The 24,206-nt window shown below is 59.6% G+C and carries 25 protein-coding genes; 24 read left to right on the forward strand and 1 reads right to left on the reverse strand.

Annotated features, from left to right (window positions below; all coding sequences use genetic code 11):
* The first annotated feature begins 98 nt into the window (after nt 1-98).
* From LG409_RS07310 to LG409_RS07395, 18 genes are all read left to right on the forward strand, one after another.
* Nucleotides 99-647 carry a YceD family protein gene (locus tag LG409_RS07310; protein ID WP_039177300.1) on the forward strand — a complete coding sequence of 183 codons (549 nt, stop codon included), beginning with the start codon at nt 99-101 and terminating at the stop codon, nt 645-647.
* A gap of 36 nt (nt 648-683) precedes the next feature.
* The gene (gene rpmF, locus LG409_RS07315) at nt 684-854 is read left to right on the forward strand and encodes a 50S ribosomal protein L32 (protein ID WP_009099300.1); all 171 of its coding nucleotides are present in this window, start codon (nt 684-686) and stop codon (nt 852-854) included.
* A 41-nt stretch (nt 855-895) separates the two neighbouring features.
* Nucleotides 896-1,906: a phosphate acyltransferase PlsX gene (plsX, locus tag LG409_RS07320; protein ID WP_193461222.1), complete on the forward strand. Its 1,011-nt coding sequence runs from the start codon at nt 896-898 to the stop codon at nt 1,904-1,906.
* Between the two features lie 149 nt (nt 1,907-2,055).
* Complete coding sequence (gene fabD, locus LG409_RS07325) at nt 2,056-3,015, forward strand: ACP S-malonyltransferase (RefSeq protein ID WP_039177295.1); 960 nt, start codon at nt 2,056-2,058, stop codon at nt 3,013-3,015.
* Between the two features lie 51 nt (nt 3,016-3,066).
* Nucleotides 3,067-3,810, forward strand: coding sequence for a 3-oxoacyl-ACP reductase FabG (gene fabG, locus LG409_RS07330; protein ID WP_039177293.1), 744 nt, complete (start codon nt 3,067-3,069; stop codon nt 3,808-3,810).
* Between the two features lie 124 nt (nt 3,811-3,934).
* On the forward strand, nt 3,935-4,168 hold the full coding sequence (gene acpP / locus LG409_RS07335) for an acyl carrier protein (RefSeq protein WP_008956801.1): 234 nt from the start codon (nt 3,935-3,937) through the stop codon (nt 4,166-4,168).
* A 195-nt stretch (nt 4,169-4,363) separates the two neighbouring features.
* Entirely contained in the window at nt 4,364-5,602 is a 1,239-nt protein-coding gene (gene fabF / locus LG409_RS07340; protein WP_039177283.1) for a beta-ketoacyl-ACP synthase II, read from the forward strand.
* A 6-nt stretch (nt 5,603-5,608) separates the two neighbouring features.
* A complete protein-coding gene (gene pabC / locus LG409_RS07345; protein WP_227407936.1) occupies nt 5,609-6,409 on the forward strand; it encodes an aminodeoxychorismate lyase in 801 nt (266 codons plus the stop codon).
* A 35-nt stretch (nt 6,410-6,444) separates the two neighbouring features.
* A complete protein-coding gene (mltG, locus tag LG409_RS07350; RefSeq protein WP_039177276.1) occupies nt 6,445-7,452 on the forward strand; it encodes an endolytic transglycosylase MltG in 1,008 nt (335 codons plus the stop codon).
* A gap of 54 nt (nt 7,453-7,506) precedes the next feature.
* The gene (tmk, locus tag LG409_RS07355; protein ID WP_227407937.1) at nt 7,507-8,160 is read left to right on the forward strand and encodes a dTMP kinase; all 654 of its coding nucleotides are present in this window, start codon (nt 7,507-7,509) and stop codon (nt 8,158-8,160) included.
* Nucleotides 8,151-9,134 (forward strand): DNA polymerase III subunit delta', encoded by a 984-nt coding sequence (locus LG409_RS07360; protein WP_039177270.1) that lies wholly within the window; start codon nt 8,151-8,153, stop codon nt 9,132-9,134. Before tmk ends, LG409_RS07360 begins: the two co-directional genes overlap by 10 nt.
* 24 nt (nt 9,135-9,158) lie before the next feature.
* A complete protein-coding gene (locus LG409_RS07365; protein ID WP_039177267.1) occupies nt 9,159-9,494 on the forward strand; it encodes a PilZ domain-containing protein in 336 nt (111 codons plus the stop codon).
* Between the two features lie 37 nt (nt 9,495-9,531).
* Complete coding sequence (locus LG409_RS07370) at nt 9,532-10,365, forward strand: TatD family hydrolase (RefSeq protein WP_039177263.1); 834 nt, start codon at nt 9,532-9,534, stop codon at nt 10,363-10,365.
* A 27-nt stretch (nt 10,366-10,392) separates the two neighbouring features.
* On the forward strand, nt 10,393-10,953 hold the full coding sequence (locus LG409_RS07375) for a DUF1285 domain-containing protein (RefSeq protein ID WP_096923148.1): 561 nt from the start codon (nt 10,393-10,395) through the stop codon (nt 10,951-10,953).
* Nucleotides 10,950-13,157 carry an ATP-dependent helicase gene (locus tag LG409_RS07380; RefSeq protein WP_039177255.1) on the forward strand — a complete coding sequence of 736 codons (2,208 nt, stop codon included), beginning with the start codon at nt 10,950-10,952 and terminating at the stop codon, nt 13,155-13,157. Before LG409_RS07375 ends, LG409_RS07380 begins: the two co-directional genes overlap by 4 nt.
* Before the next feature lie 140 nt (nt 13,158-13,297).
* The gene (locus LG409_RS07385; RefSeq protein ID WP_227407938.1) at nt 13,298-14,527 is read left to right on the forward strand and encodes a porin; all 1,230 of its coding nucleotides are present in this window, start codon (nt 13,298-13,300) and stop codon (nt 14,525-14,527) included.
* Between the two features lie 11 nt (nt 14,528-14,538).
* Nucleotides 14,539-14,964 carry a hypothetical protein gene (locus LG409_RS07390; RefSeq protein ID WP_039177248.1) on the forward strand — a complete coding sequence of 142 codons (426 nt, stop codon included), beginning with the start codon at nt 14,539-14,541 and terminating at the stop codon, nt 14,962-14,964.
* A gap of 103 nt (nt 14,965-15,067) precedes the next feature.
* Nucleotides 15,068-16,462: a diguanylate cyclase domain-containing protein gene (locus LG409_RS07395; protein WP_157779984.1), complete on the forward strand. Its 1,395-nt coding sequence runs from the start codon at nt 15,068-15,070 to the stop codon at nt 16,460-16,462.
* A 55-nt stretch (nt 16,463-16,517) separates the two neighbouring features.
* On the opposite strand, the gene LG409_RS07400 is transcribed toward LG409_RS07395, so the two are convergent.
* Nucleotides 16,518-18,182, reverse strand: coding sequence for an electron transfer flavoprotein-ubiquinone oxidoreductase (locus tag LG409_RS07400; protein ID WP_144983600.1), 1,665 nt, complete (start codon nt 18,180-18,182; stop codon nt 16,518-16,520).
* A 358-nt stretch (nt 18,183-18,540) separates the two neighbouring features.
* Here LG409_RS07400 and LG409_RS07405 point away from each other — a divergent pair, with 358 nt between their 5' ends.
* The 6 genes from LG409_RS07405 to nrdE all read left to right on the forward strand — a co-directional run bounded on the left by LG409_RS07405 (nt 18,541) and on the right by nrdE (nt 24,167).
* Nucleotides 18,541-19,290 carry an electron transfer flavoprotein subunit beta/FixA family protein gene (locus tag LG409_RS07405; protein WP_039177239.1) on the forward strand — a complete coding sequence of 250 codons (750 nt, stop codon included), beginning with the start codon at nt 18,541-18,543 and terminating at the stop codon, nt 19,288-19,290.
* A 14-nt stretch (nt 19,291-19,304) separates the two neighbouring features.
* Nucleotides 19,305-20,231: an electron transfer flavoprotein subunit alpha/FixB family protein gene (locus LG409_RS07410; RefSeq protein WP_096923145.1), complete on the forward strand. Its 927-nt coding sequence runs from the start codon at nt 19,305-19,307 to the stop codon at nt 20,229-20,231.
* 213 nt (nt 20,232-20,444) lie between these two features.
* The gene (locus tag LG409_RS07415; RefSeq protein ID WP_039177232.1) at nt 20,445-21,056 is read left to right on the forward strand and encodes a superoxide dismutase; all 612 of its coding nucleotides are present in this window, start codon (nt 20,445-20,447) and stop codon (nt 21,054-21,056) included.
* A 249-nt stretch (nt 21,057-21,305) separates the two neighbouring features.
* Nucleotides 21,306-21,527 carry a glutaredoxin-like protein NrdH gene (gene nrdH / locus LG409_RS07420; protein WP_039177227.1) on the forward strand — a complete coding sequence of 74 codons (222 nt, stop codon included), beginning with the start codon at nt 21,306-21,308 and terminating at the stop codon, nt 21,525-21,527.
* Between the two features lie 10 nt (nt 21,528-21,537).
* Entirely contained in the window at nt 21,538-21,987 is a 450-nt protein-coding gene (nrdI, locus tag LG409_RS07425; protein WP_052196365.1) for a class Ib ribonucleoside-diphosphate reductase assembly flavoprotein NrdI, read from the forward strand.
* Nucleotides 21,954-24,167 (forward strand): class 1b ribonucleoside-diphosphate reductase subunit alpha, encoded by a 2,214-nt coding sequence (gene nrdE, locus LG409_RS07430; RefSeq protein ID WP_264477632.1) that lies wholly within the window; start codon nt 21,954-21,956, stop codon nt 24,165-24,167. The genes nrdI and nrdE overlap by 34 nt, the downstream gene beginning before the upstream one ends.
* The last annotated feature ends 39 nt before the right edge of the window (nt 24,168-24,206 follow it).

The following is a 24,206-nucleotide window of genomic DNA, read 5'->3' on the forward strand; positions in this document are numbered from 1 at the left end:
TGGCGCATGCCTGCAGAGGCTGTCTGCGAACAGAAACTGTCAAGAAATATGCCGCTGGCTTTGACACCGGCGGGGCGAGTGCCTATCATTGCGCGCCTATGTTGACCTCACAACTCCCCAGCCGGGTTGAGCCTTATAAGCTTGCAGCCCGCCGCGAACGACTCGAAGGCCTGGTAGCGTTGAACAAGCTGCCTCGTCTGGCTGAAGAAGCCGGTGACCAAACGGGTGACTGCCACGTCACTCTTGAGTTTGGTGTCGATGCCCAAGGTCGTCGCGAAATTCGTGGTTCCCTGAAAGCGACCTTGGCGCTGCCTTGTCGTCGTTGTCTGGTGCCGCTGAGCCAAGACGTGTCGAGTGAATTCCTTCTGGGAATGATTTCAGACGAAGCGTTGGCTGCCGAGCTGCCTGCCAGTCATGAGCCTGTGCTGGTGGAAAACGAACAGCTGGACTTGCTGACGGTAATCGAGGATGAGTTGATCCTCAGCTTGCCGCAGGTGGTCTATCACGATGAGACCGAATGCCATGTCTCGGCGGAGCAGCTGGTCAGCAAGACCGAAGGCGCAGCGGACGAGTCCGCTCCTGCCAAAAACCCTTTCGCGGTGCTCAATGCTTTGAAAAGCAGTGGCGCTTTGAAAGGCAAAAAGTAAGCATCACTTACCCTACATACCTTGGAGTAAACACCCATGGCAGTTCAACAGAACCGTAAAACTCGTTCCAAGCGCGGTATGCGTCGTAGCCACGATGCGCTGAGCGCCCCGACCCTGTCTCAGGACAAGGAAACCGGCACGACTCACCTGCGTCACCACGTTTCTCCGGACGGTTTCTACCGTGGTCGCAAGGTGGTTGAGGTTTAAGCCTCTCTCGACCTTTCGCGCGGCCAGTCAGCGTGAGTGCAGTGCGCCTGGCGATTGATGTCATGGGGGGTGACCAAGGCCCCCGTGCCATTGTCGAAGGCTCTGCGAGGGCAGTGGTGGAAAATCCTGTTCTCGAACTTGCTCTGTTTGGCCCGCATCAGCGCATTGTCGCTGAGCTTTCGCGCTTGCCGCAGCCCTTGGCTGCGGCAGTGTCACGTTTGGCGGTCATCGACGCGCCTGATAGCGTGGCGCCCGACGCTACCGCCGCCTGGGCGTTGCGCCGCGGCCAGCACACCAGCATGGCCTCCATGCTGCGCCATGTGTCGGCTGGGCACGCCGTTGCGGGGGTCAGCGCAGGCAATACCGGAGCGCTGGTGGCGCTTGCAAGGCGTGAGCTGGGCATGCTGGCGGGGTTTTCCAGGCCAGCGATCAGCACCGCCATTCCTGCACGATCAGGGGGGCGTTGCTATCTGCTTGATCTGGGTGCCAACGTCGATTCCCCCGCAGAACGGTTGCTAGATTTTGCCGTCATGGGGGCGGCCATGGCGCAATGCATGGACGGTATCGAACGTCCGCGCGTGGCGTTATTGAACGTTGGCTCGGAAGCCACCAAGGGCAGTGCCACGGTGCGCGAGGCAGATGCCTTGATTCGTCGTCATGCAGACCCTGGTTTCGACTATTGTGGCTATGCTGAGGGGGGTGATGTCTTTCAGGGCCAGCTGGACGTGGTTGTGTGTGATGGCTTTGTCGGCAATGTGATGCTCAAGGCAAGTGAAGGTTTGACTCGTATGCTGGTCGAGCGTGTTCAGATGGCGTTTGAATCGCGCCTCACTGGGCGGCTGGCAAGTCTACTGGCCAAGCCTGTACTCAAGCGCCTCAAGCAAGAGCTGGATCCGGTGCGCTATAACGGAGCCAGCCTGCTTGGGTTGAAGCATATCGTGGTGAAAAGTCATGGCGGAGCCCAGGCAGACGGCTTTTATTATGCCATTTTGCGGGCACTGCATGAGGTGGAGCAGGCCCTGCCTGCCCAATTGGCAAAGCGTTTTTGCTGATGCCGCCGTGATTGTATGACAATAAACGATATACGACTTTGCGGGTTATTGGAGGCAGCAGGAGATGCCGACACCCGTTGTCAAACGGGGACAATAGCTACGCCTATCGCTCAATTGAGCAAATGCCTACAAGAGCAAAGGTGAACGACATGTCTCAACCCCTTGCCCTCATTTTTCCCGGGCAGGGCTCTCAGCAGCTTGGAATGCTGCGAGAGCTGGCCGAGCGCTACAGCGTAGTGGGAACGACCTTTGAGGAAGCGTCAGATGCGTTGGGCTACGATTTGTGGAAAGTAGTCCAGGAAGGACCTGAAGATGCATTGAACGCGACCGCGTGCACCCAGCCGGCGCTGCTGACCTCCAGCGTGGCCATCTGGCGTGTATGGCAGGAGTTGGAAGGACCGCGCCCCAACATGATGGCAGGCCACAGCCTGGGCGAGTACAGTGCCATGGTGTGTGCCGGTGTCATGGGGTTTGCCGAGGGTGTGCAACTGGTACGCCTGCGCGGTGAAGCCATGCAGCAGGCGGTGCCCGCTGGTCAGGGGGGGATGGCGGCCATCCTCGGGCTGGATGATCAGGCGGTAGAAGACGCCTGTGCGCAAGCAGCCCAGGGCGACGTGGTCGCTGCGGTCAACTACAATTCGCCTGGCCAGGTGGTCATCGCGGGCAGCAAGGCAGCCGTAGAGCGTGCTATCGTTGCCTGCCAGGAGGCGGGTGCCAAGCGTGCTCTGGCCCTGCCGGTCTCTGTGCCTTCGCACTGTGCGCTGATGAAGCCTGCGGCCGAGCAGTTGGCCGAGGCCATGCAGAAGATTGAACTGCGTGCACCTCGCTATACGGTGGTTCAGAATGTAGATGCCCAGGCGCATGCCGATATCGATACGCTGCGCACGCGGCTGATCGAACAGCTTTATCAGCCGGTGCGCTGGTCCGCCTGCGTCGAAGCGATGACCGAGCAAGGGGCGAGCGTGTTTATCGAGTGTGGTCCTGGTAAGGTGCTGACCGGCTTGAACAAGCGGATCGTGCGCAGTGCCAAGGGGTTGGCGGTCAATGACCCGGATAGCCTGGATGCCGCGCTGGAGTTGGCTCGCGAAGCGTTGGCTGATGGTGCGTGACCAGCGGTTGTTTTCTGCTACCTTTGCTAGTTTGGTGAAAGGATAAACGTAATGACGCAAGAAAAACGAGTGGCGCTGGTCACTGGCGCCAGCCGAGGTATCGGGCGAGCCATTGCTCACGAGCTGGGTCGCCAGGGGCGCATCGTGGTGGGAACCGCCACTAGTGAGTCGGGTGCCGAGAAAATCGATGCCGATCTCAAAGCCAATGGTATCGAAGGTGCTGGACTGTGTCTGAACGTGACCGATCAGTCCAGCATCGATGAGGTGTTGAAGAGCATTACCGAGCGTTTCGGTGCGCCGACCATTCTGGTCAACAATGCCGGTATCACTCGTGATAACCTGCTCATGCGCATGAAAGAAGAGGAGTGGGATTCCGTCATGGATACCAACCTCAAGTCGGTCTATCGTGTCAGCAAGGCTTGTTTGCGCGGCATGACCAAGGCACGCTTTGGTCGTATCGTGTCGATCAGCTCGGTGGTGGCGACCATGGGCAACCTGGGGCAAGCCAACTACGCGGCTGCCAAGGCGGGCATGGAAGGGTTCAGTCGTGCACTGGCCCGTGAAGTTGCCTCGCGTGCGATCACGGTCAATGCCGTGGCGCCGGGTTTCATCGCGACCGACATGACCGAAGCGCTGCCGGAGGCGCAGCACGAGATGCTGCTCAAGCAGATTCCGCTCGCTCGCCTGGGTGGGCCGGAAGAGATCGCCGCCGCAGTAGGGTTCTTGACCAGTGATGCTGCAGGTTACATCACGGGTGAAACCCTGCATGTCAACGGCGGTATGAATATGCGTTGATGGCCTTGAGACTGGCGGTTGCGTCAGCTTGAGGGCGTCTATAAACTACCCCGCAGCTTTTGGCTTGCGGTTTCCAAATAGCTGGTTATCTATAACGGCTAATGTGAACGACTGGAGTACGTTGATGAGTACTATTGAAGAGCGCGTTAAAAAAGTTGTGGCAGAGCGCCTGAACGTAAAAGAAGAAGATATCCAGAATAGCTCTTCTTTCACAGAAGACCTGGGTGCTGACTCTCTGGACACCGTTGAACTGGTGATGGCGTTGGAAGAGGAATTCGACACCGAAATTCCTGACGAAGAAGCCGAGAAGATCACCACGGTTCAGGAAGCCATCGACTACGTGAACGCCCACCAGTAAGGGCTCGGTCGACGCTGTGAACCAGGGTGGCAAGCTGTCCACCCATGTTAAAAAAGCCGTCCTGATATGGGGCGGCTTTTTTGCTTTGCGGTCACAATGAATATAACGTGCAATCTCCGTTATACTAGTCACCAATTTTGTGCTGCAAGATGACCCGGACGGGTCGTGTCACCAAGGATGCCTGGAGGAAAGCTGATGGCGCGAAGAAGGGTAGTGGTAACTGGGTTAGGCCTGGTGACCCCAGTGGGCAACAACGTGGCTGAATCGTGGGCGAATATCGTCGCCGGTAAAAGTGGAATCGCAGCCATCGAGCATTTCGATACCAGCGGTTTCAACACGCGGTTTGGTGGTTCGGTCAAGGACTTTGATATCAGCCCTTATCTGAATCCGAAAGATGCCCGCAAGATGGATCTATTCATTCAGTACGGCATGGCAGCCGGAGCCCAGGCCATTAAGGATTCTGGCATCGAGTGCACCGAAGAGAATGCCGAGCGGATTGGTGTGGCGGTAGGTTCGGGCATTGGCGGCCTGCCGATGATCGAGCAGAACCACAGTGCGCTGCTCAAGGGGGGCGCTCGTCGCGTGTCGCCGTTCTTCGTTCCGGGATCCATCATCAACATGATTTCCGGCAACATGGCCATTCAGCATGGCTTCAAGGGCCCCAATATCGCGATTACCACGGCCTGTACGTCGGGTACTCACAATATCGGCTACAGTGCGCGTACCATCGCCTATGGCGATGCCGACGTGATGGTGTGTGGTGGCGCGGAAATGGCCACCACGCCTTTGGGCCTGGGGGGCTTTTCGGCGGCGCGTGCCCTGTCCACTCGTAATGACGATCCGCAAGCGGCCAGCCGCCCCTGGGATCGGGATCGGGACGGTTTCGTGCTGTCCGATGGGGCAGGCATTCTGGTGCTGGAAGAGTATGAGCACGCCAAGGCACGCGGGGCGCATATCTATGCGGAGCTGGCGGGCTTTGGCATGAGTGATGATGCTTATCATATGACTGCCCCGCCGGAAGATGGCCGAGGCGCTGCGCTTTCCATGAGCAACGCCATCAAGGACGCGGGTATCGACCCCTCCGACGTGGATTATATCAATGCCCATGGTACCTCGACCGCCGCAGGCGATCTGGCCGAAAGTCGTGCCGTCGAGAAGGTGCTGGGGAGCGCTGCTCAAGACGTGGCGGTCAGTTCGACCAAGTCCATGATTGGCCACCTGCTGGGCGCGGCCGGTGCGGTCGAGGCGGTGTTCAGTATCCTGGCAATTCGTGACCAGGTGGCACCGCCCACCATCAACCTGGATAACCCCCAGGAGGGCTGTCGCCTCGACTACGTGCCCCACACTGCCCGCGACATGCGCATCGATATCACGCTCTCCAACTCCTTCGGGTTTGGTGGCACCAACGGTTCGCTGCTGTTCAAGCGGGTATAGCGCGTCATGACCATGCCTTGGGTGCCGTTCGATGACCGAGGGCTGGCGTATGGGGATGGCCTGTTCGAAACGGTGCTGCTTCGTGAAGGGCAGCCCGTGCTGTGGTCATACCATCAGGCAAGATTGGCCTTGGGGTGCCAGCGGCTTGGTATCCCGATGCCTGCTGATTCAGCACTTGCCGATACGTGGAAAACCCCCGCAGAGGCACCTCTGGAGGTGCTCAAGGTCATCGTGACCCGGGGCAGCGGGGGGCGTGGTTACGCGCTCCCCGATCAAGTAGCGCCAAGGCTGCTGAGCCGTAGAACGCCCTTTGCTGCCAGCCCCGAGCGCTGGCAGCAGGGGGTGCGCGTGCGCTTATGCCAACTGCGGCTGGGTCACCAGCCGCAGTTGGCGGGCATCAAGCACTTGAACCGCCTCGAAAACGTGCTTGCCCGCCGAGAATGGCGGGCAAGTGCCATTGCTGAAGGGCTGCTGCTCGATCACAGCGATAACGTCATCGAAGCGACCAGCATGAACCTCTTCTGGCAATCGGGTCAGGCGTTGTTCACGCCCTTCGTCGATGGCTGTGGCGTCGCAGGAACGCTGCGGGCTGCGCTACTGGAGCTGGGGCATGTCAGGGAGAGCAAGCTGCCTGTGAGTGCGCTCTCCAGCGTCGAGCGCCTTTGGGTGGGCAACTCTGTGCAAGGCGTGTGGCCCGTACATCGGTTGGATGACCCGCAGGGCAGCATCTTGCGTACCTGGCCGGAGGTGCAAGGCCCCGACCCGTTACAGCGGGTGGCCCATCCGCCATTGGGCTATCCAGCCTGAATAGCCAACAACGACTTTGAAATCACTGAGGTGACATCGTGAAACGGTTTCTTATCGCCGTGGGGCTGATCATTGCGCTAGGCGTTGCCGCAGTGGCCGGTGGCTACGCCTATTGGCAGCATCGTCTGGCGGCGCCTATTGCGCTGGATGAGCCAGCGCTTTACCAGGTGCCTGCCGGTGCAGGCTTCAATCAGGTGCTTCGTCAGTTGGAAGCGGAAGGCATTATCCAGGCGCGCTGGCCCTTCCAACTGCTGGCGCGGCTGGAGCCCGAGCAAGTGCCGCGTCTGCGGGTAGGCGAATATCAGCTGGTGCCGGGCATGAGCGGTATGGAGTTGGTGGCACTGCTGGGCAGCAACAACGTGGTGACGTACCCGTTGACCATCCCGGAAGGGTGGACCTTCCGCCAGATGCGCGCTTTGCTGGACAGTGCCCCGAAGCTGGAAAATCGTACCGCCGAGATGAGCGATGACGAGGTCATGGCCTTATTGGGGCGTGAAGGCACGTTTCCTGAGGGTTGGTTCTTTCCGGATACCTACCGCTACCACCTGGGCATGAGCGATGTGGATATTCTGCGCCAGTCGCTGAGCCGCATGGAGCGAATCCTGGAAGAGGTCTGGGAGCAGCGTGATGACGACCTGACCATCGATACCCCCTACGAGGCGTTGATCATGGCGTCGTTGATCGAACGCGAAACCGGTGCGCCGGAAGAGCGTCGTGAAATCGCCGGAGTATTCAAGCGTCGTATGGAGCAGGGCATGCGGCTGCAGACCGACCCGACCATCATCTATGGCATGGGCGAGCGTTATCAGGGGCGCATTACTCGCGCCGACATCCGCGAGGCAACCCCCTACAATACTTACGTGATCGATGGCCTTCCGCCCACGCCCATCGCCATGCCGGGGCGCGCCTCGCTGGAGGCGGCGGTGAATCCGTTGCCGGGTGAAACGCTCTATTTCGTTTCCCGTGGCGATGGTACGCACCACTTTTCGCGCACCCTGCGCGAGCACAACAATGCGGTGAATCGCTATATTCGCAACCGCTGACACACAGATCATGGCGAGCATTATCATGGCGTATCTATTCCGTAAGGGGCAGCAATGAGCAAGCGTGGTCGCTTCATCACCCTGGAGGGTGGTGAGGGCGTCGGAAAATCTACCAACGTGGCGTTCGTGGAGGCCTGGCTGAAAGAGCAGGGGCTCGACGTAGTGCGAACCCGTGAGCCCGGTGGCACGCCGCGTGCCGAAGCCATTCGCGAGCTGCTGCTGGATCCTGCACCTCAGGAGCCGCTGAGCGTGGACGCTGAGCTACTGCTGGTTTTCGCGGCCCGAGCACAGCATCTGGCCGAAAAAATCGTGCCGGCTCTGGAGCGCGGGGCCTGGGTGGTGTGTGACCGCTTCACCGATGCCACCTTTGCGTATCAGGGTGGCGGGCGTGGCATCGATCCGGCGCGCATTGCTCAGTTGGAGTGCTTCGTTCAGCAAGGGCTTTCTCCGGATTTGACGCTGCTGCTGGACATGCCCGTCGAGGCTGCCCGCCAACGCCTGGAAGGGCGGTTGCGTGATCTCAACACCCAGCGCGACCGTTTCGAGCAGGAGCATGCCGCGTTTTTCAGCGCCGTGCGTGATGCTTACCTGGCGCGGGCCCAGGCGGCACCGCAGCGCTTTGCCGTGGTCGATGCGGCACAGCCTCTCGAAGGCGTGCAGGCGGCCATTGCGCGCGCACTGGAAGCACGGGTGGCGCAATGGTCGTGAATGATGTCTTGCCGTGGCACCAGGCGACGTGGCGGCAGCTGGTGCGCCTGTCCGACAGCGGTCGCATGCCCCATGCGCTGCTGCTCAGCGGCGCCCATGGGGTGGGCAAGCAGCAGCTTGCCGAAGCGCTGATCGCACGCACGCTGTGCGCGCAGCCCGGTGACCAGGCGTGTGGTCATTGCCATGCCTGCCATATGCTGGCGTCAGGCTATCACCCCGACCTGCTGAGGGTGTCGCCGGAGGAGGGCAAGCGTCAAATTCGCATAGACCCCATTCGCGAGGTCAACCGTTTCGTGTCACAAACGGCGCAGCAGGGCGGCTACCGAGTCATCGTCGTGTCACCGGCGGAGGCCATGAACATCGCGGCGGCCAATGCGCTGCTCAAGAGCCTCGAGGAGCCAGGTGAAAAGACGCTGTTCATTCTGCTCTCCGATGTACCCTCTCGCACGCTGCCCACCATCCGTTCGCGCTGCCAGCAGTGGGCGCTACCCAGCGTGGCATTCGACGAGTGCCGTGGCTGGCTGACCCAGCAGTTGGGCGGTGACGAGGCACACTTCTGGTGGCAAGTTTCAGGCGGACTGCCCTTGCTGGCGGTGGAGCTGGCGGCGCCGGAGGAGCGGGCGCTACGCCATCAGATTCATGACTGCTTCGAGCAGCTGGTCAGGGGTGCCGAACCGGTGGCGGAGGCGGCGAGGTTGGATCGTCAGGCGATCGATTCGATCTTGTGGTACGGTATCGCCTGGCTTGAAGACTTGATCCGGCTGGGGCTGTCGGGCGAGCAAAGCGCGTTGCACAATCCCGATCTTGCGCCATTGTATCGACAAGCCGTCAAGAATGGCCGGGTTCAGGACTGGTTTCGACTGCTCGATTACGCCCGCGAGCAACGTCGGCTACTGGCCGTGGGAGCCAACCCCAATCCGCAACTGGTGCTGGAGGCCTGGCTGGTACGTTGGTCGGCCCTGCTGCGCTCATGACAACGTGTTTCTGACGAGGTGGTGATGGCTGCTCAAAAAGCGCTCTCCTTGACCATACCGGATGTGCCTACGCTGCTCGCTGCCTATATGCCTTTTCTGGATCGCGGCGGGATCTTTGTTCCCACGTCTTCGCTCTATCGTCTCGGGCAGCCGGTGGTATTGCTGTTGACGCTGCCGGGAGAGACCGAACGCCTTTCTGTCAGCGGTCAGGTCATCTGGATTTCGCCCGAAGGTGTCAGCGGTCGGCGGATGCCGGGCATCGGGGTGCACTTCAGCCAACAGGATTATCCCGTTCGCGACCGGATCGAGACTTTGCTGGCCGGTCAGTTGGACAAGGCGCCGCCTTCGTTCACGTTGTAACATCGTCGTCACGCCACTCATCCCCTGCGAGATTTTCATGTTCGTTGATTCACACTGTCATCTGGACCGCCTATCCGAGCTTACTCACGGCGGCGACGTTGCTGCCACGCTGGCAGCAGCGCGTGCTGCTCACGTGCATCAGTTTCTGGCCATCTCGACCTCGCTGGAAGAGTTGCCTGGTCTGGCCGCCATCGCCAGAGAACATGAGGACGTGGTGATATCGGCAGGGCTGCATCCACTGCATCAGGCTCCGGTAGAGCCCAGCGTGGAGCAGATCGTGGAGGCCGCCCAGCAGTACGACGTGGTGGCCATCGGGGAAACCGGGCTGGATTACCACTATCAGGAGAGCGTACCTCAGGCCGTTCAGCACGAACGCTTCAAGCGTCACCTGATGGCTGCTGCCGAGCTGGAGCTGCCGGTCATCGTGCATACGCGAGAGGCCAAGGAGGACACCTTGGCCCTGCTGCGTGAATATGCCGATCCTCACGTCGGTGGGGTACTGCACTGCTTCACCGAAGATCTGGACATGGCCCGAGAGGCGGTTCGGCTCGGCTTTTACATTTCGCTGTCGGGAATCATCACGTTTCGTAATGCCGCGCCATTGCGAGAGTTGGCTCGACAACTGCCCCTCGACAGGCTGCTGATTGAAACCGATAGTCCCTATCTGGCCCCCGTGCCTCATCGCGGTAAGCCCAATGAGCCTGCCTGGGTCGTCGAAGTCGCCGAGTGCATTGCTCAGCAGCGCGGTATCACCACCGACGAGGTCGCCATGCAGACCACCGCCAATTTCTACCATCTGTTTCGTGGTGCCGTTCCCGATGCACCGCCTCATGTCAAAGAAGCGCTGGCCCAGTCGGGTCTGTTGGTATAGCGCTCGGCGCAGTTCAGGAGAAGGGCGATGACGCTGGATCGGCTACTGCAGCAACGGGGTGACGCGGCAGATATTCCCCCGCTGGATACCTGGCACCCTGCGCTGTCTGGCGACATGGATATCGTGATTCATCCAGACGGCACCTGGCAGCACGAGGGGCAGCCGTTTGCGCGTCCGGCGGTGGCGAAGCTGCTGGCAAGCCTGCTACGCCTGGACGATGAGGGGTACTGCCTGGTGACACCTGCAGAGCGCTGGCGCGTTCAAGTAGTGGATCGTCCGCTGCTGATCGTGGAAGCGGATTTCTACGATGATGCCTGGTGGTTCAAGACTCAGTTCGACGATGTGGTGCGGCTGGACCACCAGCACCCGCTGACGCTGACCGCCACCCCCGACGGAGAGCTGGCCCCCGAGTGTGCGGTGCGCTTTGGCCTGGCCGCGCGCCTGCATCGCAACGTGTTCTATCGGCTGGTCGAGCAGGCCCAGATACACGAGCTGGCCGGTGGCCGCAGCGAATGCCGCCTCTACAGTGCGGGTGAATGGCATCGGTTGGGCATGTGGGATAACGGCGTGGCGGGTGAGGTATCGTGAAACTGACCGCCGAACAGCAGGCCGTCGTTCGTCATGGTGCCGGGCATGCGCGGGTGGCGGCGGTAGCAGGAGCCGGTAAGACGACCACCATGGCCGCACGCGTGCTGCACCTGTTGGCGCAGGGAGTCTCCCCACGTCGGATGCTGGTGCTGATGTTCAACCGCTCGGCCAAGGATGATTTTCAACGCCGCCTTGCCAAAATGGCACCGCAGGGGCAAGCCCTGCCGGATGTGCGTACCTTCCATTCGCTCGGGCATCGGCTCACGCAAAGTTTGTGTCGTTGGGGGGCGCTGGCGCCGCGGCGTCTGCTCTCTGCCGAGTGGCAGATGGAGCGTCTGCTGCGCCAGGCAAGCCTCAATGTGCTGGACGATGCCGAGCAACGCGATGCCGCCCTGGAAGGGGACCGCCTGGAAGCGCTGGCCCATTTTTGTGCTCTGGTCAAAGCAGAAATGTTGCCTGCTGCCACGCTGTATGAGCAACTGAGCTACGAGCCTGACACTGATTACTTTCCGGCGGCCTTCGGCGAGGCCGAGCGCCTGCTGGAAGCCGAAGGCGTCATGACTTACGCGGACTTGCTCTACCGCCCGCTGCAAGCGCTGGAGGCCGAACCTGTTTTGCGTCAGCGGGTCGAAGGGTTCCTCGACCACGTCATCGTAGATGAATACCAGGATATCAATACCGTTCAACAGCGGCTTCTGGCCGTGCTGGCAGGCCCTGATGCCAGCGTCATGGCAGTGGGAGATGCCAATCAGTGCATCTATGAATGGCGGGGTGCCAGGCCGGACACCATGCTGGAAAACTTTACCGCCACGTTCGGCACCGCCACGGATTATCCGCTCTCCACGACCTTTCGCCATGGGCACGCGCTGGCGCTGACGGCCAACCACGCCATCATGGCGAACCAGCGCCGCCCCGACCAGCTATGCTTGGCGGCTGCCCAGAATCCGAAGACTCAGGTCCGCGTGGGGCTGGGCAGCCGCCTGTTGCTGGATGCCCTGATGGACTGGCAGGCCCAGGGGCGGGCATTGAGTGATGCCAGCCTGCTGGTGCGCAGCTGGGCGCTTTCGGTGCCTTTTCAGCTGGCGCTGCTTCAGGCCGGGGTGCCTTTTCGGCTGCTGCGTGAGGATCGCTTCGTGTTTCGCCTGCCGCTGGTACAGGCACTGGCAGGCTATTTGAAGCTGTCGCGGCGGGCCGAACTGCTGCACGATCCCGAGCATCTGCTGCTGTTGCTGTCCCAGCCCACGCCCTTCGTGGCCCGTGAGCGCCTGCAGCGCCTGGCGTCTCAGCTGGCGGCCACCCAGCGCTGGCCAGAGCGAGATGATGCCGTGCTGTCAACGCTCAAACCCTTGCAGCGGCGTACGCTGAAAAAACGCTGGGAACTGCTGTGCGAGCTGCCGCGTTTGGCTGGCTGGCCGCCAGCTCGGCTGCTGCATCACGTAGTGGATACCATCGATGCCGAGAAAACCCTCAAGCGCGCGGCTGCTCGGCGCGATAAAGGCGAGGAAGACGTGCGTCTGCTGGACGTGTTGATCGAACAGGCGGAGAGCGTCCAGGATCCTGATGCCTTCATCGAGCTGCTGGAGCGCCCAGTGGAAAATCAGGCCCAGGGCGTGTTGATTACCACGGTGCATGGTGCCAAAGGTCTGGAGTGGCCGCTGGTGGCAGTGGCCGGCGTCAATGAAGAGGACTTTCCCCACTACAGCCGTGACAACCCGCTCAGCGATGATCGTCTGGAAGAGGAGCGGCGACTGTTTTACGTGGCCATCACCCGCGCCAAAGAGCAGCTATTGGTGCTGCACGACGGTGGCGCTCATCGCCCCAGCCGGTTCATTGGTGAAAGCGCCTGGCAGGATGCCGTGCGTATTGCTGAATGCCTGCATGATGAGGGCGGTAGCGCCGAGCCGCTGGAGGTATCGTCACCTAGCCTGGTGAGACGCTACCTCGACCGGTTGGGGCGCAGTGATATCGTTCTGGCCGCCGCGCAGCTCAAGGAAGCGCCTGCGGACTATCAAGTGACCATGTCGTTCTACCCGGGCCAGCGTCTGCGACATGCCGTATTTGGGGAAGGGGAGGTGGCGGCCGTGGAGGGCAACCCGTCGGACCCCGTCATCGACGTGAGATTCGTGCAAGCGGGGCGTCGACGGCTGATCGCACGGCGTGCGCCCATCGAAGTCGTGGAACCTGCTGGCAGCGCCATTGGCTGACGCTCTTGAGTGCCTGCCGACCTTGTCAATAGTCCACCTTTAACTGTATACGACGCAAGGTCTCCATCCGGTGTTTGACTTACCCTGATACTGCCGATTAAATGCTTTGAAGTTAACTATTTACCTTGCGGGTAATCGGCATGCCAAGGCATTTCGTCAGGTCGTTCGCCATCTTCCTCGTGATATACAGCAGCTCTACGACGGCTGACGGCTCGCTACCCAGCGCCACCTTGAACGGCTTTGGCACTCTTGGAGTAGTGCATGCCGATATCTCCAATGCCGATTTTGTTGCTGACCCACTCGCTTCTTCGGGGGCAGGTTTCAGTGGACACTGGAGTGCCGAAGTCGATAGTCGCCTTGGCCTGCAGGCAATGGTGTCGGCGACGTCAACGCTCTCCGCCACCGTACAGGTGGTCAGTGAAAAGCGCTTCGATGGCTCTTATGCGCCTGAGTTCGAGTGGGCTTATCTCCAGTTCGATGCCACGCCACAGCTGAGCCTTCGCGCTGGTCGTATGGTGCAGGGCAATTTTCTAAACTCCGAATACCGCAAGGTCAACTACGCCACGCCGTGGGTCAGGCCTCCCTCTGAGGTTTATCGCCTCGTGCCCGTTGCCAACTTTGACGGTGTCGATCTGCGCTACCGCTACTCTACAGGCACGGTCGTGCATGATCTGCGGCTCAGCTACGGTGGCGGCAACGTGGAGTATTCGTCTGGCGATATCGAGGCCTCCGACTCGTGGGGTATATCGCAACGCACCCAATGGGGCGATGTCACGCTCTTCGCCAGCTATGGTGAGCTCAGCGTCAGCGCCGAAGAGTTGACCCGGTTTTTTGACATCTACCGGCTCTTTGGCCCACCGGGTGAATCGCTTGCCAATCGCTACGAGGTGGATGGCAAGGCGTTGCGAGTACTTGGCATTGGTGTTGGCTATGACCCTGGCCCCTGGTTTGCTCAGGCAGAGTGGGCCCGGCTCTCTTCAGCATCGTTGGTGGGGCGTGGAGAAAGTGTTCATGTCACTGCAGGTTATCGTTTTGGTAGCTGGACGCCTTTTGCCGCGTTTGGCAGCGCGCGCGTATTGAGCGACACCTTCGAGCCGGGGCTGGATCCTGCGCTTTATCCCTCTCCTTTCGCAGAGGGGGCCCTATTGCTGAACGGCACGCTCAATGCGTTGCTGGCCTCCGGGCTTCAGCAGGATAGCCAGACCTTGGGGGTACGCTGGGACTTTCGCCCCGGCATGGCCTTGACCGCACAATATGATCATCTGGATTTTCGCTCGGGCTCCCCAGGAGGGCTCATCAACCAGCAGCCCGGCTTTCAGCCAGGTGGCGCTGTCAACGTGTTCAGCCTTGCGCTCGACTTTGTATTTTAGGGGGCGTGAACATGACTAAGCGGTTAACTCGGGTCTGTTACCTTGTCATGCTCTGTGTGCTTCCCTGCACGGTGATGGCTGACCTTCTTGTGGTAGTGGCCGCAGAGGCGACGCTGGATCGCATACAGCGCCAAGAGCTAAAAGATCTCTATTTGGAAAGTCGCTCCCCGCTCCGAGGGCAGGCGCATATGGTTCCTATAGATCAGTCCGAGCGGACACCCGAGCATAGCGAGTTTTATCGTCGTTATATTGAAAAAACGCCCGCGCAGCTGCGGGCTCATTGGGCCAGGTTGATTTTTACCGGACGCGGCCAGCCGCCGCTCACATTGCCCGATAGCCAAGCCGTCGTGGATAGGCTGATTGGTGATCCAAGAGCCTTGGGGTACATAGATGCCCGCTTTCTGGATGAGCGGCTCAAGGTGGTGACGGTTGAGTAGCCTCAAAGGCCCGGAACCCGGCAGGGCGACTCAGCAGAGCGAGGGTGTTTGGCACCAATGGTTGGCCGACCCTCGTGTGCTGTTCGGAACGGTTGTCATGCTCATGCTGGCCATCATCTGGAGCAGTACTCATTATCTGGTCACGCGTGAGCAAGCTGCCATCAAGCGGCAGGTCGAGCTGTCCATTTTGGACGTTGCGGATACTTATGAAGCGCGAGTGTTGCGCTCGCTGAGAGAAATTGATTCCACCTTGAAGCTCGTCGACCTGGTCGCCAGCCAGCAGCAAACAGGCATCCTGGATGCGCTTCAAGAGTATGCCTTGCTCCCGCCCGAGCTGATCTTTTCCGTGGGTATCGTCGATGCGCAAGGGCAGGTGATGGAGAGCTCCGGTGTCTGGGATGGAGCTGCGAGCATCGTATTGCCTCCCTTGTCGTTGGCTCCTGGATTGTTCATCGAGGCCTTTTCGGACGAGGGGCGCGAGCTGTTTCTCTTTGCAAGATTGTTGAGCGACGTTGGATATGGCAATGCTCCCGTATGGGGCATTTTGGCGGTGAGTGCAGACTATTTTGTCAGTGGCTATGACGCTGCCGCGTTGGGTGAGCGGGGTGTTTTGGCGTTAGTCGATGCCTCACATGTCACTCGTGTTGCACGAAGTGGGGATCGCCTGTATTCGGGCGTTGCCATGGAACTGAGTAACGATGAGGACGCTTTGGGCAGCGGCGATGCGCCCTTTATTGCCCATTGGCTTGGTAGCGAACGAATGACGTTGGTGAAGCCGCTGTATAACTTCCCCTTGTCTGTCGTGGTGGGTATCTCCGTTGATGAGAAGCTGGCCAGTGCCAGTCCGATGATACGTCGTTACTGGCTACGCGCCGTGATCGCGAGTGTGGTGGCGCTGTTGATCCTTGGGGTGCTGACCTGGCAGAGCCTGCAACTGCAGCGCGAGCGACAGCGGGCGACAGACGAACGCTTGCGACATGCCCATCATATCGAGCACCTCGCGTTTCACGATACGCTGACCAATTTGCCCAACAGAGTCTATTTGAGTTTTGTGATGCGCAAAGCGCTGGAGCAAAAGCGTGATGAGGGGGGCTTTGCCCTGCTGTTCCTCGATCTGGATCGCTTCAAGAACGTCAACGATTCACTGGGTCATGAGGCGGGGGACAGGCTGCTGGAGCTCGTGGCGAAGCGCTTGGTGGCGGCAGTGCGTGAACAGGATGTCGTCGCTCGCCTGGGCGGCGATGAGTTTGTCATTCTGGTAAGAAGCGTCACCCAGCGTGAGCCGGTGGCTCGCATAGCCGATCAGTTGGTGGCAACGATCCAGGAGCCTTTCATACTTCACCAAGAGACGTGCTCGATTTCGGTCAGTATTGGCGTCGCCTTCTTTCCCGACGATGGGCTCGATGAGCAAACGTTGATGAAGTGTGCCGATATAGCAATGTATCGAGCCAAGCAGGCGGGCAAGAACGCAGCATTTTTTTACGCTGAATCGGTTTAGCGAAGATTCGCAGTCGGTGCTGCCCCCTGAAGGGGCAGCACGAGACAGGCAAGCGTTACATGTTCGGATAGTTCGGGCCGCCACCGCCTTCGGGGGCTACCCAGGTGATGTTCTGGGCCGGGTCCTTGATATCGCAGGTCTTGCAGTGTACGCAGTTCTGGAAGTTGATCTGGAAGCGTGGCTGGCCCTGGTCATCCTCCACCACTTCATAGACACCCGCTGGGCAGTAGCGCTGTGCGGGCTCGGCGTATGTCGGCAGGTTGTCGCGAATCGGCAACGCCGGGTCAGCCAGGCGCAGGTGGCAGGGCTGGTCTTCCTCATGGTTGGTGTTCGAGAGAAATACCGAGGTGGACTTGTCGAAGGACAGCTTGCCGTCCGGCTTCGGATACTGAATCTTCTCGAATTCAGCCGCCGGTTTCAGGGCGCCGTGGTCGGTGGTGGTGTCGTGCACGTTGGGCAGCTTGTTGCCCAGCAGCTGGTTCGCGAAGTTATAAGCCCCGCCGCCGACCGTACCATATTTATGGATCGCCGGACCAAAGCTGGCGCTCTCTTTCAACTCCTGGTAAGCCCAGCTGGCCTCCCACAAGCGTTCGAAGCTGGCCAGCGTCTGGCCACCCTCGTCGCCGCCCTTGATGGCTTCGAAGACGCTTTCTGCCGCCACCATGCCTGATTTCATGGCAGTGTGCAGCCCCTTGATCTTGGCAAAGTTCAGCGTGCCCGCGTCACAACCAATCAGCAGGCCACCAGGGAAGGTCATCTTGGGCAGGCAGTTGAAGCCTCCCTTGGCAATCGCGCGCGCGCCATAAGCCACCCGCTTGCCGCCTTCCAGATATTGGCTGAGCACTGGGTGATGCTTCATGCGCTGGAACTCGTCGAAGGGCGAGAGCCACGGGTTCTGGTAGCCAAGGTCCATGATCAGCCCTACCACGACCTGCTGGTTTTCTGCGTGGTAGAGAAACCAGCCGCCGTGGGTCTTGCTGTCCAGTGGCCAGCCAGAGCCGTGAACCACCAGGCCGGGCTCGTGCTTGTCGGCGGGTACATCCCACAGCTCTTTTAGCCCGATACCGTAGTGTTGGGGGTCTCGGCCAGCATCCAGCGAGAACTGCTTGATCAGACGTTTGCCTAGATGGCCTCTGGCACCCTCGGCAAAGAGCGTATACTTGGCGCGCAGCTCCATACCGGGCATATGGCCATCCTTGGGTGTGCCATCGGCACCGATGCCCATGTCACCAATCAGGATGCCGCGCACCACGTCATCCTCGATGATCACTTCCTGGGCGGCGAAGCCCGGAAATATCTCGACGCCCAAGGATTCTGCCTGCTCACCCAGCCAGCGGCACAGGTTGCCTGCGCTGATCACGTAGCGAGTCAGTTCACCGCCGGTGTTGTGCATGCTCTTGGGTACCAGCGCATTGGGGATTTTCTGCGCCTTTTCGGCATCCTTCAGCAAATAGACATCGTCGCGCGTGGCGGGCGTATTCAGGGGAGCGCCGCGCTCTTCCCAGTCGGGAAACAGCTCCGCCAGGGCACGGGGTTCGAATACCGCGCCAGACAGAATATGCGCTCCCACTTCAGACCCTTTCTCGACCACGCAAACGGTCAGCTCTTGCTCCGCTTCGTTGGCCTGCTGCATCAAACGGCAGGCGGCGGCCAAGCCAGAGGGGCCTGCGCCCACGATGACCACGTCAAAATCCATTACATCGCGTTCAACGGTTTCCACCTGGTTTCTCCTTATTCTCATAAGCGCCACCCGCCGATGCTAGCGATTGAGCACTAGCTTATGAAAAGATGGCCTTAATTTAAAACGGTCGTTTGCTTCTGGTTGTCTCCCATGATAGGCATAATACCTGTGTCAGGTAACCCCTACGATGGCAAAAGCGCACTTTACGGTAAAAGCCGCCAGCGACTACGACCAAGGCCGCAGTGATTAGGTGTTGTTGCATAAAGGTAGGCTGTGGCAAATTGATAGGGTTTTTCATTTACTAGCCTATCAAACGCTTGCATGAATTTTTTTACGCTGCCATCCGAGCAGCGTCTGTTCAGGTCAACGGCTGTCATCCAGGCCAAGCGAGGAACCTATGAAAGTATTGGTCGCGGTAAAACGCGTCATCGACTACAACGTCAAGATCCGCGTCAAGGCGGATCACTCCGATGTGGATCTGACCAACGTCAAGATGGCCATGAACCCCTTCTGCGAAATCGCCGTGGAAGAGGCCGTGCGTTTGAAAGAGAAGGGAGCGGCCAGTGAAGTGGTCGCCGTGACGGTAGGCCCCAAGGCTGCCCAGGAGCAGCTGCGCACCGCGCTGGCGCTGGGCGCCGATCGCGCCATCCACATCGAGACCGACGAGCGCGTCGAATCGCTGGCGGTGGCCAAACTGCTGGCCAAGGTGGTGGATGAAGAGCAGCCTGGTCTGGTGATTCTTGGCAAGCAGGCCATCGACACCGACAACAATCAGACCGGCCAGATGCTGGCGGCGCTGACCAATCTGCCCCAGGGCACGTTTGCCTCGGAAGTCGCCATCGATGGCGACAAGGTGAACGTGACCCGTGAAATCGACGGCGGCCTGCAAACCGTCGCCCTCACGCTGCCCGCCATCGTCACCACCGACCTGCGCCTCAACGAGCCGCGCTATGCCAAGCTGCCGGACATCATGAAGGCCAAGAAAAAGCCGCTGGACGTCAAGACCCCCGCCGACTATGGGGTCGAGGTCGCGTCGAACGTCACGCTGCTCAAGGTCGAGTCACCCGCCGAGCGCAAGGGCGGTATCAAGGTCGCCTCGGTGGACGAGCTGATCGATAAACTGAAAAACGAAGCCAAAGTGCTTTAAAAGGAGCTGATCTCATGAGCATTCTGGTACTTGCCGACCTGCATGAAGGTCAGTTGGCCAGCGCCACCGCCCACGTCGTGGCAGCCGCCCAGGCTATCGGTGGCGATATCGATGTACTGGTCGCCGGTGAAGGCGTCCAGGCCGCCGCCGAAGCCGCCGCGACACTCGACGGCGTGAGCAAGGTGCGCGTGGCAGACAACGCCGTCTACGCCCATCAGCTTGCCGAGCCCATGGGCGCGCTGCTGGTCGCCCTGGCCGACGACTACACCCACGTGCTGACCAGCGCCTCCACCACTGGCAAGAACGTGCTGCCGCGGCTGGCTGCGCTGAAAGACGTCAGCCAACTGTCGGAAGTGATTGGTGTCGAGAGCGCCGACACCTTCCTGCGCCCGATCTACGCCGGTAACGCCATCGCCACGGTGAAAAGCGACGACCCGCTGAAAGTCATCACCGTGCGCACCACCGCCTTCGATGCGGTAGGCAGCGGCGGTAGCGCCAGCGTGGACGCCGTGGACGTGGTCGTCGACAACGCCCAGTCCCGTTTCGTGAAGCAGGAGCTGGCCCAGAGCGACCGCCCGGAACTCGGCGGTGCCAAGGTCGTCATCTCCGGCGGCCGTGGCATGGGCAACGGCGAAAACTTCAAACTGCTGGACGGCATTGCCGACAAGCTGGGCGCCGCCATTGGCGCGTCTCGTGCGGCGGTGGATGCAGGCTTCGTGCCCAACGACATGCAGGTAGGCCAGACCGGCAAGATCGTCGCCCCCGAGCTGTACATTGCCGTGGGCATCAGCGGCGCGATTCAGCACCTGGCGGGGATGAAAGACTCCAAGGTGATCGTGGCGATCAACAAGGACGAAGAGGCCCCGATCTTCCAGGTAGCCGACTACGGCCTGGTGGGGGATCTGTTCGAGATCCTGCCGGAGCTGGAGAGCAAGCTGTAAGCAGGAACGCCGTTTTACCAAAAGCCGACGTCGCAAGAGGTCGGCTTTTTTAATGGCGATGAATTCGATAAACTGAAAATAGTTGACTAAAGTACTGGGATAAAGAAGTCGTCGCGCTGGTAGAAAAATTGCCGGGGCGGCAGTTGAAAAGGGTGAAGCAAGACCGCACCTTAGATAGTGAACGTTATAGAAGCCACTCAAGGAGAAGATAGCATGGCCCATACCCTTCCTGAATTACCGTACGCTTACGATGCACTCGAGCCGCACATCGATGCGATGACGATGGAGATCCACCACTCTCGTCACCACAACACCTACGTGACCAACCTGAACGGTGCCCTGGAAGGCACTGGTCTGGAAGATATGCCGGTAGAAGAGCTGGTTGCCAATCTGGATCGCGTGCCGGAAGAGAAGCGTCAGGCCGTGATCAACAACGGTGGTGGTCACGCCAACCACTCCATGTTCTGGCAGATGATGTCTCCCAATGGTGGCGGTCAGCCCCAGGGTGATGTTGCCAAGGCCATCGACGCCGAGCTGGGTGGCCTCGATGCGTTCAAGGACGCTTTCAAGAAAGCAGCGCTGGGCCGTTTTGGCAGCGGCTGGGCGTGGCTATCTGTCACACCCGAGAAGAAGCTGGTCGTCGAGAACACCCTCAACCAGGATAGCCCTCTGATGCATGGCAACACGCCGCTGCTGGGTCTGGATGTATGGGAGCACGCGTACTACCTCAAGTTCCAGAACAAGCGCCCCGACTATGTTGACGCATTCTTCAGCGTCGTGAACTGGGAAGACGTCGAGCGTCGCTACCAAGCTGCCAAGGCCTGATAATGGTCGAAAATTGCGCCTGAGCGCGTGATTTTGCAGCCAAAGCCGCCCCCTTTCAGGGGGCGGCTTTTTTTGTTTCTGGGTATAGCGCTGGGTATGGCTTGTCAATAACCTGTGGATGAAAAAATACCATATATGCTTGAATTGATTTTCTGGTGGTCTATATATAGTATGCGTGGAGAATTTCAGAGGGGTGGCGCCATTGCCATGCGCTACCCGAAAAGTGTCGCTATGAAAAGGAAAATAGCCATGGAAATCCAAATTTATAGCAAGCCTGCCTGCGTACAGTGCACCGCTACCTATCGTGCGCTGGACAAGCAGGGTTTGGAGTACACCGTGATCGACATTACGGAAGAGTCAGGCGCGCAGCAGCAGGTCGAAGCTCTGGGCTATCGTCAGTTGCCGGTCGTCGTGGTAGGTGAGGATCACTGGTCCGGCTTCCGCCCTGACCGTATCCAGGCGCTGGCGTAGCTCCGCCGCCATGCACACGGCCACGGTGGAAACCAGGCAGGCGGGTACGCTGGTCTATTTTTCCACCAAGTCAGGCAATACCCACCGGTTTATCGAAAGGCTTGGCTTGAGTGCCCAGCGGCTGCCATTGAATCGTGAAGAGCCCACTCCACGCGTCACGCAGCCTTACATATTGGTGACGCCTACCTACGGCGGTGGCCATGCACAAGGCGCCGTACCGGGGCAGGTGATTCGCTTCTTGAACGATGAGCACAATCGGCACCTCATTCGAGGTGTCATTGCCTCGGGTAATACGAATTTTGGTGAAGCTTACGGGTTGGCAGGGCGCATCATCGCGCAAAAGTGCCAGGTACCGTTGCTTTATCGCTTTGAACTGTTTGGCACCGATGACGATGTCGCCAAGGTCCGCAAAGGAGTAGAAGAGTTTTGGAAACGTCAAGCTCAGTCTCTAACAACGTAGCGTCCACCAGCGCCGCTACCAAGAAGTCGGCAGAAGCGAAACGTCCTGCTGCGGGTACCACCGAAGCGCGTACGCTGGATTATCATGCGCTCAACGCGATGCTCAATCTGTACGGTGCCAACGGCGAACTGCAGTTGGACAAGGACCGCGAAGCGGCGCGTCAGTACTTCCTTCAGCACGTCAACCAGAACACGGTTTTCTTCCACTCGCTGGAAGAGAAGCTGGACTACCTGGTGGAAGAGGGCTATTACGAGGCCAACGTACTCGATCAGTACAGCTTCGAATTCATCAAGTCGCTGTTCGAGCAGGCGTATGCCTACAAGTTTCGCTTCCCCAGCTTCCTGGGTGCCTTCAAGTACTACACCAGCTATACGCTGAAGACCTTCGATGGCAAGCGTTACCTGGAGCGCTACGAAGATCGCGTGTGCATGGTTGCGCTGACGCTGGCTCGTGGGGATGAAGCGCTGGCCAAGTCGCTGGTGGATGAAGTGATCAGTGGTCGCTTCCAGCCAGCCACGCCGACTTTCCTGAACTGCGGCAAACAGCAGCGCGGTGAGCTGGTGTCATGCTTCCTGCTGCGTATCGAAGACAACATGGAGTCGATCGGTCGGTCGATCAACTCGGCGCTGCAGCTCTCCAAGCGTGGCGGTGGGGTGGCGTTCCTGCTGACCAACATTCGTGAGTCTGGCGCGCCGATCAAGCGTATCGAAAACCAGTCGTCGGGCATCATCCCCATCATGAAGCTGCTGGAAGATGCGTTCTCTTACGCCAACCAGCTGGGGGCTCGTCAGGGTGCCGGGGCTGTGTACCTGAATGCTCACCACCCTGACATTCTGCGTTTCCTCGACACCAAGCGTGAAAATGCCGACGAAAAGATCCGCATCAAGACGCTTTCGCTGGGCGTGACCATTCCGGACATCACGTTCGAACTGGCCAAACGCAACGACGACATGTACCTGTTCTCCCCCTACGATGTAGAGCGGGTCTACGGGGTGCCGTTTGGCGATATCAGCGTCACCGAGAAGTACCATGAAATGGTGGCGGATGCGCGCATTCGCAAGCAGAAGATCAATGCTCGCGCCTTCTTCCAGACGCTGGCTGAGCTGCAGTTCGAGTCCGGTTACCCGTACATCATGTTCGAAGATACGGTCAATCGCGCCAACCCGATTGCCGGTCGCATCAACATGAGCAACCTCTGCTCCGAGATTCTGCAGGTCAACACGCCGACCGAGTATGACGACGACCTGGGATACCGCGACATCGGTCAGGACATCTCCTGCAACCTGGGCTCGATGAACATTGCCAAGGTCATGGATTCGGGCGATATCGGCACCAGCGTCGAGATCGCCATTCGCGGCCTGACTGCCGTGTCCGAAATGAGCAACCTGAGCAGCGTGCCCTCGATTGCCGAAGGGAATGCCAAGTCGCGTGCGATTGGTCTGGGGCAGATGAACCTGCATGGTTTCCTGGCGCGTGAGCACATCTATTACGGCTCGGAAGAGGGGTTGGATTTCACCAACCTGTACTTCTACTGCGTCGCGTTCCATGCCATTCGTGCCTCGAACCAGCTGGCCATCGAGCATGGCGCCACCTTCGCCGGTTTCGAAGACTCCACCTATGCGTCGGGCACGTTCTTCGACAAGTACACCGACCAGGCCTGGCTGCCGCGTACCGAAAAAGTGCGCCAGCTGTTCGAACGCAGTGGTATCGCGCTGCCGACCCAGGACGATTGGCAGGCCCTGAAGGCCTCGGTCATGGCGCACGGCCTGTACAACCGCAACCTGCAGGCAGTGCCGCCCACGGGCTCGATTTCCTATATCAACAACTCCACCTCCAGCATTCATCCGGTGGCGGCGAGAATCGAGATTCGTAAAGAAGGCAAGCTGGGGCGGGTCTATTATCCGGCGCCGTTCTTGAATGAAGACAACTTCGATTACTTCCAGGATGCCTATGAAATTGGCCCTGAGAAAATCATCGATACTTATGCAGAAGCGTCGAAGCATGTGGATCAGGGGCTGTCACTGACACTGTTCTTCCCTGATACCGCTACCACTCGGGATATCAACAAGGCGCAGATCTATGCATGGCGGAAGGGCATCAAGACCCTTTACTACATTCGCTTGCGCCAAAGCGCGCTGGAAGGCACCGAGGTAGAAGGCTGTGTCTCCTGCACGCTGTAACGATATCCCCACTGGCATGTGATGACGTTTAGAAGAGAG

Origin of the sequence: Halomonas sp. NyZ770 (assembly GCF_020616575.1) — a bacterium.
In the GTDB taxonomy this organism is placed as follows: Bacteria; Pseudomonadota; Gammaproteobacteria; order Pseudomonadales; family Halomonadaceae; genus Vreelandella; species Vreelandella hamiltonii.

What these genes read in the sequence shown, in the direction of transcription:
- LG409_RS07310 (WP_039177300.1), top strand. Translation starts at nt 99, where the DNA reads ATGTTGACCTCACAACTCCCCAGCCGGGTTGAGCCTTATAAGCTTGCA.
- rpmF (WP_009099300.1), top strand. Translation starts at nt 684, where the DNA reads ATGGCAGTTCAACAGAACCGTAAAACTCGTTCCAAGCGCGGTATGCGT.
- fabD (WP_039177295.1), top strand. Translation starts at nt 2,056, where the DNA reads ATGTCTCAACCCCTTGCCCTCATTTTTCCCGGGCAGGGCTCTCAGCAG.
- fabG (WP_039177293.1), top strand. Translation starts at nt 3,067, where the DNA reads ATGACGCAAGAAAAACGAGTGGCGCTGGTCACTGGCGCCAGCCGAGGT.
- acpP (WP_008956801.1), top strand. Translation starts at nt 3,935, where the DNA reads ATGAGTACTATTGAAGAGCGCGTTAAAAAAGTTGTGGCAGAGCGCCTG.
- fabF (WP_039177283.1), top strand. Translation starts at nt 4,364, where the DNA reads ATGGCGCGAAGAAGGGTAGTGGTAACTGGGTTAGGCCTGGTGACCCCA.
- pabC (WP_227407936.1), top strand. Translation starts at nt 5,609, where the DNA reads ATGACCATGCCTTGGGTGCCGTTCGATGACCGAGGGCTGGCGTATGGG.
- tmk (WP_227407937.1), top strand. Translation starts at nt 7,507, where the DNA reads ATGAGCAAGCGTGGTCGCTTCATCACCCTGGAGGGTGGTGAGGGCGTC.
- LG409_RS07360 (WP_039177270.1), top strand. Translation starts at nt 8,151, where the DNA reads ATGGTCGTGAATGATGTCTTGCCGTGGCACCAGGCGACGTGGCGGCAG.
- LG409_RS07365 (WP_039177267.1), top strand. Translation starts at nt 9,159, where the DNA reads ATGGCTGCTCAAAAAGCGCTCTCCTTGACCATACCGGATGTGCCTACG.
- LG409_RS07370 (WP_039177263.1), top strand. Translation starts at nt 9,532, where the DNA reads ATGTTCGTTGATTCACACTGTCATCTGGACCGCCTATCCGAGCTTACT.
- LG409_RS07375 (WP_096923148.1), top strand. Translation starts at nt 10,393, where the DNA reads ATGACGCTGGATCGGCTACTGCAGCAACGGGGTGACGCGGCAGATATT.
- LG409_RS07385 (WP_227407938.1), top strand. Translation starts at nt 13,298, where the DNA reads ATGCCAAGGCATTTCGTCAGGTCGTTCGCCATCTTCCTCGTGATATAC.
- LG409_RS07390 (WP_039177248.1), top strand. Translation starts at nt 14,539, where the DNA reads ATGACTAAGCGGTTAACTCGGGTCTGTTACCTTGTCATGCTCTGTGTG.
- LG409_RS07395 (WP_157779984.1), top strand. Translation starts at nt 15,068, where the DNA reads ATGCTGGCCATCATCTGGAGCAGTACTCATTATCTGGTCACGCGTGAG.
- LG409_RS07405 (WP_039177239.1), top strand. Translation starts at nt 18,541, where the DNA reads ATGAAAGTATTGGTCGCGGTAAAACGCGTCATCGACTACAACGTCAAG.
- LG409_RS07410 (WP_096923145.1), top strand. Translation starts at nt 19,305, where the DNA reads ATGAGCATTCTGGTACTTGCCGACCTGCATGAAGGTCAGTTGGCCAGC.
- LG409_RS07415 (WP_039177232.1), top strand. Translation starts at nt 20,445, where the DNA reads ATGGCCCATACCCTTCCTGAATTACCGTACGCTTACGATGCACTCGAG.
- nrdH (WP_039177227.1), top strand. Translation starts at nt 21,306, where the DNA reads ATGGAAATCCAAATTTATAGCAAGCCTGCCTGCGTACAGTGCACCGCT.
- nrdI (WP_052196365.1), top strand. Translation starts at nt 21,538, where the DNA reads ATGCACACGGCCACGGTGGAAACCAGGCAGGCGGGTACGCTGGTCTAT.